The following is an 8809-nucleotide window of genomic DNA, read 5'->3' on the forward strand; positions in this document are numbered from 1 at the left end:
TGGTCCGTATCTGGAAAATGCCTATCGAGTAAGGTCAGCCGCCGATCCCATAGGGCCTGTCGGAATTAATGATAGGAGGGTTCTCCGCGGCGGCGATTCCTGGGCCGGCGGCTACCCGAGGCTCTTCCGCTCCGGCCGGCGCTACGGCGACTATCCCGAGCTTCGCCGCAACGATTTCGGGTTTCGTTCGGCCTGGTCCCAGGACTAATCATTAACCCTCCTCAAATACTGACGCGGATTTATGACCTTTTGCTGTACCCCATTCCGCCAATTCTTCTGGATTTGCAGCCTCTTCTCTTATATTGAATAAAACCATGCTGGAATTGGCTTGGATATGTGATAGAATTGGCAAAAAAGAGTATTATTTTTCGAAACATGCCGACAACGAAAGGCAAAACGATGATCTTGCCATTGCCGAAATCGAGGAAGCGGTGCTTAATGGAAAAATATTGGAAAATTACCCCGATACGGGACGGGGGACAAGTTGCCTGATTGGCGGTTTTAACGATGACGGCAAGCCGATTCATATTGTATGTGGAGAAAGAAAAGATTGGTTGGTTGTCGTAACGGTCAGAAATGTCATTTTTGCGGGAATAAAAATTTCAGACAAGACAAGGTGGAATATATTTATAAAAAAAAGGGGCAGTTTCTTATTGTTCATGACGTTCCTTGTGAAGTCTGCGAATATTGTGGAGAACAGTATTTTAAAGCGCCGACATTAAGCAAAATCGAGGAAGAATTTCAGGACATCTATTTTTCAGGAAAGAAAGTAAAAAAAGAGCTTACGGTGCCGGTGGAAGAATTCGCGGATCTCTGATCGTAAATTTCCCTCATAGTTTCGACAACCCTAATATCGGCGGCCGGCCCGTTTGGCGCCCCCAGCACTCCCTAAAGAGGCTTGTCCGCCTCTACGGGATCACTTGCGAAATCAATCCTCTGGAGGCGCGGCTGGGGTGGGTGGTAAAACTTGACAAAACGAAATTTATTGGCCAGAAGACAAAAGAAAATATGGCTTCTTATCCGAAAGATCTCAAATACTCGAAAGAGCACGAATGGGTGAAGGTCGACGGAAACGTGGCGACAATCGGCGTGACCGACTATGCGCAGGATCAGTTGGGGGATATCGTGATGGTGGAGCTCCCCGCCGAAAGGGCCTTGGTGGTGAAAGACGAAGCCTTCGGTGTTCTGGAATCGGTGAAATCGGTGAGTGATATTTTTGCGCCGGTCTCCGGCAAAGTAAGCGAAGCCAACGATCCGCTCACCGACAGCCCCGGCATTGTCAACGAGGACTGCTATGGCGAAGGGTGGCTCATCAAGGTGGAAATCTCCGACCCTGCTGATGTTGAAACCCTCATGACCGCCGAGCAGTACGAGAAATTTTTGGGCGATCAGGCCTAGACAGTAGTTCCTCATGGTTCGACCCGAAAAGGGGCGCATACGTTTTTTCTCGAAGTTGGCCCAGGAGGGGATAGCAACCATGCAGAGAGTCATTTCACTTCTTGCCAGCACGACAGAGATTGTTTGCGCTCTCCGGTGCGAGGATCGCCTCGTTGGGCGGTCGCACGAATGCGATTTTCCCCCCTCGGTTACGCACTTGCCCGTTTGTAGCCAGCCCAACATCAAAACGGAGGCCTCCGGTCGAGAAATTGACCGCCAGGTGAAGACTCTCCTGGAGCAGGCGCTTTCGATCTACCGTGTCGATCCGGACAAACTGAGAGAGCTGAAGCCCGATCTGATCCTCACGCAGACCCAATGCGAAGTTTGCGCCGTCACACCGAAAGACCTGGAGGAAGCCCTCGCCCAGTGGGTGGGATCGCGCCCTCGGATTGTTGCGACCGAGCCGAATTCACTTCTGGATGTGTGGACAGACATTGGTCGCGTCGCGGAAGCGCTCGGCGTCCCCGAGGAAGGACGGCGGCTGGTCGAAAAACTTAAACAACGGATCGCCGCGATTGAAAAGAAAGCTGGTCGTTTGCAAAACAAGCCCACAGTGGCTTGCCTGGAATGGATCGATCCGCTGATGGCCGCAGGAAATTGGATGCCGGAACTGGTTCTAAAGGCTGGCGGGATCAACCTTTTCGGTAAAGCGGGCAAGCACTCTCCCTGGATGAGCTGGGAGGAGCTCCGGCAGAAGGATCCGGAAGTGATTGTGACACTGCCGTGTGGATGGGACATCGAACGGACCCGTAAAGAAATGCCGGTGCTGATGACAAAGCCGGAATGGCTTAAGCTGCGGGCCGTCCGCAAGGGTCGCGTCTATCTTGCCGACGGCAATCAGTATTTCAATCGTCCCGGTCCCCGATTGGTGGAGTCGTTGGAAATCTTAGCCGAGATCCTCCATCGGGACCTCTTTGTTTTCGGACACCAAAACCATGGCTGGCAGTCACTATAGGCCTCGGTCGACGAAAAAAACCAAACCTCGTATGCGACAACTGGAAAAACAGAAAATTTAGGAGTAAGTTGTTTATTGATGAATTGGGTCTCAACAGTCTCCGAGGAGCCTTCTCTTGAAAAGGCGGTTCCCGATGCCGTGGGGCGCATTCGGAAACGGCTCGGCAATGATCGTCCGAATCTGGTTGTCGTCTTTGTCTCTGAACACTACAGTGAAGAATACACTCGTCTGCCGCAGCTTATTTCAGAGGATTTAGGAGAAGGTCTTCTGATCGGCTGTTCCGCCGGCGGTGTCATTGGAGGTGGGAGGGAGGTGGAACAACGGCCGGGGCTTTCGGTCACGGCGGCGGTTTTGCCTAATGTGGAACTTGTCCCCTTTTGCCTTGAAACGCAGGATATGCCAGAACCAGCCGAAGGGCCGAAGGCCTGGGAGGCACTCCTCCATGTTTCCCGTGACAAGAATCCGCATTTTCTCCTCCTCCCTGACCCATTTAGTTTTGATGCAGACCGTTTCGTGATGGGTCTTGACCAAGCCTTCCCAGAAAGCAACAAGATCGGCGGTCTGGCGAGCGGAGGGAGAGAGCCCGGATTCAATGCCCTCTACCTGGGCAAGACGGTTCATCATTCGGGACTGGTCGGTGTCGCCATGATGGGAGATATTGATGTCGACACGATTGTTGCACAAGGTTGCCGGCCGATCGGGACGCCGATGTTCGTCACGCGGTGTTGGAACAATGTCCTTCAGGAACTAGACGGAGAAGCGCCGGTTCACCTCCTTCAGAAACTTTTTGAAACCCTCGATGCCAGCGATAAAGAGCTTTTTCGTCACGCCCTCTTTTTGGGGATTGTGATGAAGGAATCCCAACGGGAGTACCGCCAGGGAGACTTCTTGATCCGCAACATCCTCGGCATGGATCCGGAAACGGGTGCGGTGGCGATCGGAGCGAAACTCAAGGAAAACCTGGTCGTCCAGTTCCACCTGCGTGACGCCGTGACCTCAACCGAGGACCTTGAAGAGCTTCTCTCGCGCTATCAAGGCGGATCACCGATTGTTCGCCCTGAAGGATCGTTACTTTTTTCTTGTCTTGGGCGGGGGATCAGTCTGTATGGCCGTCCCGATCACGACACCGACCTTTTTCGCCGCCATTTGGGAGAAATCCCGCTTGGTGGCTTCTTTTGCAACGGAGAGATCGGGCCGGTGCATGGAACAACCTTTCTTCACGGTTACACCAGCTCTTTTGGACTGTTTAGGCGAAAAACATAACAGGGGGGGAGTTACTTAGGAGGAGCCATGGATACCTCAACATTCATTGCCGGATTGAAAAAAGATTTGGAAGGACTCTTAGCAAAACTTAAACCAAACGAAACGTTGGTCGAAGAATCCAGAGGGAAACTTGAGATTCCCATGCTCTTAAAAATCGCCCTCAAAAATGAGATGGAGGCGACACTCGTTGGGGCCCGGTGGGTCGAGAACACCCCCGAGACCTTTTGCAAACTTGCCTTTGCCAGGCAAGTGGGGGATGAATCGAAGCATTACCGTCTGATTGAGCAACGGTTGAAGGAGCTCGGGGCCAATCTGGATGAATACGATCCGCTCAAGCCGAGTCTTTCCCCTTTGACGGAATACCTCTTGAGTCTCAACACAACGCTCGAAAAAGCGGCCGCCGGCCCCTTTGCGCGCGAGGCGATTGCCGTTGTGAAAAATGCCCAGTTCATTTCTCTGTTGAAAGAGAAAGGGGACCTAGCCACCGCAAAACTCTACGAAGAAACGATTCAGGTTGATGAAAACTATCACCACCAACTCGGGGAAAATCTTTTGCTCCGTCTGGTGGAAACCAGCAACGATCAGATGCGGGTCACTACGGCCGTTGAAAAGACGCTAGGCCTTGCAGAGGAGTTGACACGACTCGCGGCGGAGAAGAAAGGACTCGTCCGTGCGCCGGGCTGTTAATGAAGCAAACGGCTAGCCACCAGTGGCTAGGTTTGGAACGACTCGCCACAGCCACAGGAGCTCTTGACGTTCGGGTTTTTAATCTCAAACTTGGAGCTCATCAGCCCCTCGATATAGTCGAGGGTCGAGCCACTGAGGTGGAGGATGCTCTTGGGGTCCACCAGGACCTTCACACCCGTGGCCGGGTGCGTGAATACCTTGTCATCAGCCTTCGGCGTGTCGAAGTCTATCAAGTATGTGAGCCCCGAACAGCCGCCGCCCTGAACGCCTACGCGGAGCCCATACACCGCTGGGTCCCTCCTTTTGGCCTCCAAGAGCGCCTTTAGTTTTTGTGCGGCCAAGTCGGAAATTTCAAATTGTCCCATACTCTTCTCCTTTCAGGTCTTTTACTTTCACGCGAACTCGTTGTCCTTCCTTTCGACCTGACCCAACTTCTTTTTGGCTAACGATTGGTTCATAGAGACAAATCTGGACTAATTAGTATTGTTTATAACGAAACAAAAACCGCGCTCTCAGGCATGACCCTCGTGAGCCGGGAGTTCAATACCCGCTATGCGCGCCATGATATGCTGACGCACCCAGGATTCCATCTCGGACTCCGTACACAAAAGGTCGCTCAGCATCGTGCGAGTAAGCGCACTTTGGACCATGTTGTCGATCGCCATCCACAGCTGCCGGAGCGAACAATGCACCTTGTGCCGGCATGCCCGCGCAATCCCCGTGTAGCACTCGCAAAAGTCCGGCACGAAAATCCGCTTGCCCAGAACGTTTAAAATGCTTGCTACGCTGATACGCTGGGGAGGTTGCGTCAGCTCATAGCCCCCCTTCAGGCCGCGGATGCTCCGCACGAAGCCCCCTTTCAGAAGGACCCGCATGAGCTTGGCCACGTAGGGGGCGGACAGATCCTCACGACGTGCGATCTCATGGATTGTCAAAAAACTGCCCGGTGCTTGAGCCACCTGGAGCAAGCAGCGGATACCATATTCTTCAGCGGCGCAGAGCTTCATTTCTCATTTCTCTTTCCCATTACGACCAATTCGGCCGTTGGCCAAATAACTTGACAAATCTATATTATTTAGTCAAGTATTTTTGCCATGGCCAATAAAGACGATCGAGTTGAAGCCATTGGCCAAGATGGTTAAGCCCGCCGTTTTGACAATGAGCCATTGCGCGGCGGAATAAGTCGAGCGTGGATGCCTCAGTGTGGCATGGAATCAATGCATATGAGTGAGCAACTAAAGCGACAACAAGCCGAACAGGGGAAGGCCCTCGATGACCTCTCACAGGTGCTTCGGTATCACCAAGAGACCAAGCACCACTTCTTTCGGTATGCACACTCGGTTGGGTTTCTGGATTGGGCCAATCAACCGGATCCCTTCCGGCGTTATCCTGGAGCCCCGCTGATTCCCTTGCCGATCCTTAAGGCCGATGAAGAGCCGCTCTCGCCACCCTACGAACATCTCTATGGCCCTCGCCCGGTTGCGCGCACGCCGATCGCCCTTCGGGCGCTTTCGCGGTTTTTCGAATATGCGTTAGCCCTCTCGGCATGGAAGCAGGTTGGCGAGGTGCGCTGGGCGCTACGAAGCAATCCATCGAGTGGCAATCTACACCCCACCGAGGGCTACCTGCTGATTGGAGGTGTTCCTGGTCTTGCGCCGACTCCAGGACTCTATCATTACGCACCCAAGGAACATGGACTTGAACGAAGAGCGGATTGGACCCAAGAAACTTTCGAGTCGCTCATGAAAGATTTTCCGCCCCATGCGTTCCTCTTTGGGTTAAGCTCAGTTCACTGGCGAGAAGCCTGGAAGTATGGGGAGCGAGCCTTTCGATATTGCCAGCATGATGCCGGACATGCGATTGGCACGGCGCGCATCGCCGCTCAAACCTTGGGATGGAGAATGATGCTGTTGGAAGGATTGTCGGATGACACCATCGCGGTGTTGCTTGGGTTGGACCGCTCTAAGGATTTCGAAGGGGCTGAGCGCGAACACCCAGACTGCATTGCAGTCGTGTGGCCGACAGACGGAGAAACGGCTACCTCCTCGAATTCGCGAGGCCCGCTGCCGCTTTTCCTTGAGCAAGCAGAGGTGAACAACCTGATTCCGCGATCGTGGCATGGCCAAGCCAACCGGCTTAGCGGCGATGAACCCGTGCGTTGGGAAATCATTGATTTGGTCGCAGACAAATCGTGGAAGACGAGCACCGATCGGAAGTACGTTGAGCTGAAGGAGTGCGGGTCTGCTGTACAGACATCAATGAATCAAAGCTTAAGCCCAGGACGACTCTCGGCGTGGCAGGTGATCCGTCAGAGACGAAGTGCCCTCGCTTTTGATGGGAAGACCTCGATCACTGCGGCAAGTTTCTTCACCATGCTGGAGCGTGTGATGCCGCGCAGGGAGCAAAACGTCAGTCTGCGTCCCATGCCCTGGGATGCGATTTCGTGGGATCCTACGGTCCATCTCGCGCTGTTTGTGCATCGGGTTGATGAGCTGCCATCGGGATTGTATATCTTGGTCCGAGACCTTGCCAAATTGGACACGCTACGCCAAGCATTGCAGGACCATTTTGCCTGGCTATCACCGCCCGGTTGTCCTGACAACCTTCCCCTCTTTCTGCTTCAGGAGGGCGATCTACGCCAGTTGGCCGCGCAGGTAAGTTGTCATCAGGACATTGCGGGCGAGGGTGCCTTTTCCCTGGGCATGATCGCTGAATTTGAGCCTGTCTTACGCAAGCAGGGCCCCTGGTTCTACCGACGCCTGTTCTGGGAAACGGGTTTGATCGGCCAAGTGCTCTATCTCGAAGCGGAGGCGGCTGGCATTCGCGCAACCGGAATCGGGTGCTTCTTCGACGACCCGGTGCACCAGGTCCTCGGTCTGAAGAACACCGCCTTTCAATCGCTGTATCATTTTACAACGGGTGGCCCCGTGGAGGATCCACGCCTTACCACACTGCCGCCGTATGGGCCTGCAGAATCTACGCAATCGTCATAGCGGGTTGTGGAATGAGGGAATCGCGATGTTAGAATAAACATAGAGGCGCTTCATATTGCTCCACCTGGAAATGTCCAAAAGCACCCTAGAAAAATCATCGTAGAAAAATCTTGGAATTCGTGCCAGTTGTTGATTAACTACACATTCGAATCGCATCAAAAGAAATGCCCCTTTGGGGCAAGCTCACCACGAGCTATAATAGATATATGCCAGGCAAACATCCCATCTTTTTAATCCACCAAGCCGATTCGGTGGCCAACGAAACCCTGGGGGATTCCTTCCTTTCACGGCATATCGGCCCCAACCCGGATGAAATCCAGAAAATGCTTGGGGAGCTGGGATACACCACGATGGAGTCGTTTATCGGCGATGCGGTGCCGTTCAACATCCGGATCCAGCGCGAGCTCAACATCGGCAAGGGAATTTCCGAACGCGAAGTGTTGCTCGAACTCAAAGAGCTCTCGCGCAAAAACAAAACGTTTCGGCAATTTATCGGCATGGGCTATGCCGATTGCATGACGCCGTCGGTGATTTTGCGCAACATCATGGAAAATCCCGGCTGGTATACGCAATATACGCCGTATCAATCCGAAATTTCACAAGGACGGCTCGAGGCGCTCCTGAATTTTCAAACGATGATCGCCGATCTCACCGGTTTGCCGGTTGCCAACGCCTCGCTGTTGGACGAGGCGACCGCCTCTGCCGAGGCTCTGCACATGGCTTATGCCATAAAAGGGGAGAGGGACGAAAAAAGGCGCCTCTTTTTTATCTCCGAATCATGCCACCCGCAGACCATCGCCGTTGTGGAGACGCGGGCCAGGCCGCTTGGAATTCAGGTGGTTGTGGGGGATCACCGCACGGTGCAGTTTGACGAACCGATCCTCGGTGCGCTGGTTCAATATCCCGATACGAATGGCATCATCGAAAATTATGCCGATTTTGCCGAGAAGGTAAAAAAGGGAGACGGACTTTTGGTGGTGGTGGCCGATCTTTTGAGCCTGCTCCTGCTTCGTCCGCCGGGCGAGTGGGGAGCGGACATCGCGGTGGGGGGCGCCCAGCGGTTTGGCGTGCCGCTCGGCTATGGCGGGCCGCATGCCGCCTTTCTTTCCACCCGGGACGAATACAAACGAAAAATTCCCGGACGCATCGTCGGCCTGTCCAAAGATGCCGAGGGGCGTCCGGCCATCCGTCTGGCCCTGCAGACCCGCGAACAGCATATCCGCCGCGAAAAGGCGACCAGCAACATCTGCACGGCGCAGGTTCTTTTGGCGGTAATGGCCTCGATGTATGCCGTCTACCACGGCCCGAAGGGGTTGAAAAAGATCGCCTCGCGGGTGCATACCATGGCCTGCCGGCTTAAAAGGGGTTTCAGCCAGTTGGGGATCGACGTCCTCGACCGCCCTTTCTTCGACACGCTCAAAATTCCACTCGATCCCGGGATCGCCCAGCAGGTGATGAACCTCGCGGTTAACCG

At 54.0% G+C, this 8809-nt stretch carries 10 protein-coding genes; 8 read left to right on the top strand and 2 right to left on the bottom strand.

Features of this window, described 5'->3' with window-relative positions:
• The 6 genes from HYU99_07550 to HYU99_07575 all read left to right on the top strand — a co-directional run.
• On the top strand, positions 1-208 hold a 208-nt coding region (locus HYU99_07550; GenBank protein ID MBI2340200.1), incomplete at its 5' end, for a hypothetical protein.
• A 324-nt stretch (positions 209-532) separates the two neighbouring features.
• Entirely contained in the window at positions 533-817 is a 285-nt protein-coding gene (locus HYU99_07555; GenBank protein ID MBI2340201.1) for a type II toxin-antitoxin system MqsA family antitoxin, read from the top strand.
• A 191-nt stretch (positions 818-1008) separates the two neighbouring features.
• Positions 1009-1398, top strand: a complete 390-nt coding sequence (gene gcvH / locus HYU99_07560) for a glycine cleavage system protein GcvH (protein ID MBI2340202.1) — start codon at positions 1009-1011, stop codon at positions 1396-1398.
• A 79-nt stretch (positions 1399-1477) separates the two neighbouring features.
• The gene (locus HYU99_07565) at positions 1478-2392 is read left to right on the top strand and encodes a cobalamin-binding protein (GenBank protein MBI2340203.1); all 915 of its coding nucleotides are present in this window, start codon (positions 1478-1480) and stop codon (positions 2390-2392) included.
• Between the two features lie 78 nt (positions 2393-2470).
• A complete protein-coding gene (locus HYU99_07570; GenBank protein ID MBI2340204.1) occupies positions 2471-3655 on the top strand; it encodes an FIST C-terminal domain-containing protein in 1185 nt (394 codons plus the stop codon).
• A 27-nt stretch (positions 3656-3682) separates the two neighbouring features.
• On the top strand, positions 3683-4342 hold the full coding sequence (locus HYU99_07575) for a ferritin-like domain-containing protein (protein MBI2340205.1): 660 nt from the start codon (positions 3683-3685) through the stop codon (positions 4340-4342).
• Positions 4343-4368: 26 nt separating this feature from the next.
• Here the strand turns inward: HYU99_07575 and HYU99_07580 are convergent, their stop codons facing one another.
• Both HYU99_07580 and HYU99_07585 read right to left on the bottom strand, forming a co-directional pair.
• A complete protein-coding gene (locus tag HYU99_07580) occupies positions 4369-4707 on the bottom strand; it encodes an iron-sulfur cluster assembly accessory protein (protein ID MBI2340206.1) in 339 nt (112 codons plus the stop codon).
• A 147-nt stretch (positions 4708-4854) separates the two neighbouring features.
• Complete coding sequence (locus HYU99_07585) at positions 4855-5349, bottom strand: Rrf2 family transcriptional regulator (GenBank protein ID MBI2340207.1); 495 nt, start codon at positions 5347-5349, stop codon at positions 4855-4857.
• A 216-nt stretch (positions 5350-5565) separates the two neighbouring features.
• Here HYU99_07585 and HYU99_07590 point away from each other — a divergent pair, with 216 nt between their 5' ends.
• The gene (locus HYU99_07590) at positions 5566-7335 is read left to right on the top strand and encodes a SagB/ThcOx family dehydrogenase (GenBank protein MBI2340208.1); all 1770 of its coding nucleotides are present in this window, start codon (positions 5566-5568) and stop codon (positions 7333-7335) included.
• A 206-nt stretch (positions 7336-7541) separates the two neighbouring features.
• The coding region (locus HYU99_07595; protein ID MBI2340209.1) for a glycine dehydrogenase (aminomethyl-transferring) at positions 7542-8809 on the top strand (1268 nt) is incomplete at its 3' end.

Source organism: Deltaproteobacteria bacterium (assembly GCA_016183175.1).
In the GTDB taxonomy this organism is placed as follows: Bacteria; UBA10199; UBA10199; order UBA10199; family SBBF01; genus JACPFC01.

What these genes read in the sequence shown, in the direction of transcription:
- HYU99_07565 (MBI2340203.1), top strand. Translation starts at nt 1,478, where the DNA reads ATGCAGAGAGTCATTTCACTTCTTGCCAGCACGACAGAGATTGTTTGC.
- HYU99_07575 (MBI2340205.1), top strand. Translation starts at nt 3,683, where the DNA reads ATGGATACCTCAACATTCATTGCCGGATTGAAAAAAGATTTGGAAGGA.
- HYU99_07580 (MBI2340206.1), bottom strand. Translation starts at nt 4,707, where the DNA reads ATGGGACAATTTGAAATTTCCGACTTGGCCGCACAAAAACTAAAGGCG.
- HYU99_07570 (MBI2340204.1), top strand. Translation starts at nt 2,471, where the DNA reads ATGAATTGGGTCTCAACAGTCTCCGAGGAGCCTTCTCTTGAAAAGGCG.
- HYU99_07585 (MBI2340207.1), bottom strand. Translation starts at nt 5,349, where the DNA reads ATGAAGCTCTGCGCCGCTGAAGAATATGGTATCCGCTGCTTGCTCCAG.
- HYU99_07590 (MBI2340208.1), top strand. Translation starts at nt 5,566, where the DNA reads ATGAGTGAGCAACTAAAGCGACAACAAGCCGAACAGGGGAAGGCCCTC.
- gcvH (MBI2340202.1), top strand. Translation starts at nt 1,009, where the DNA reads ATGGCTTCTTATCCGAAAGATCTCAAATACTCGAAAGAGCACGAATGG.
- HYU99_07555 (MBI2340201.1), top strand. Translation starts at nt 533, where the DNA reads ATGTGGAGAAAGAAAAGATTGGTTGGTTGTCGTAACGGTCAGAAATGT.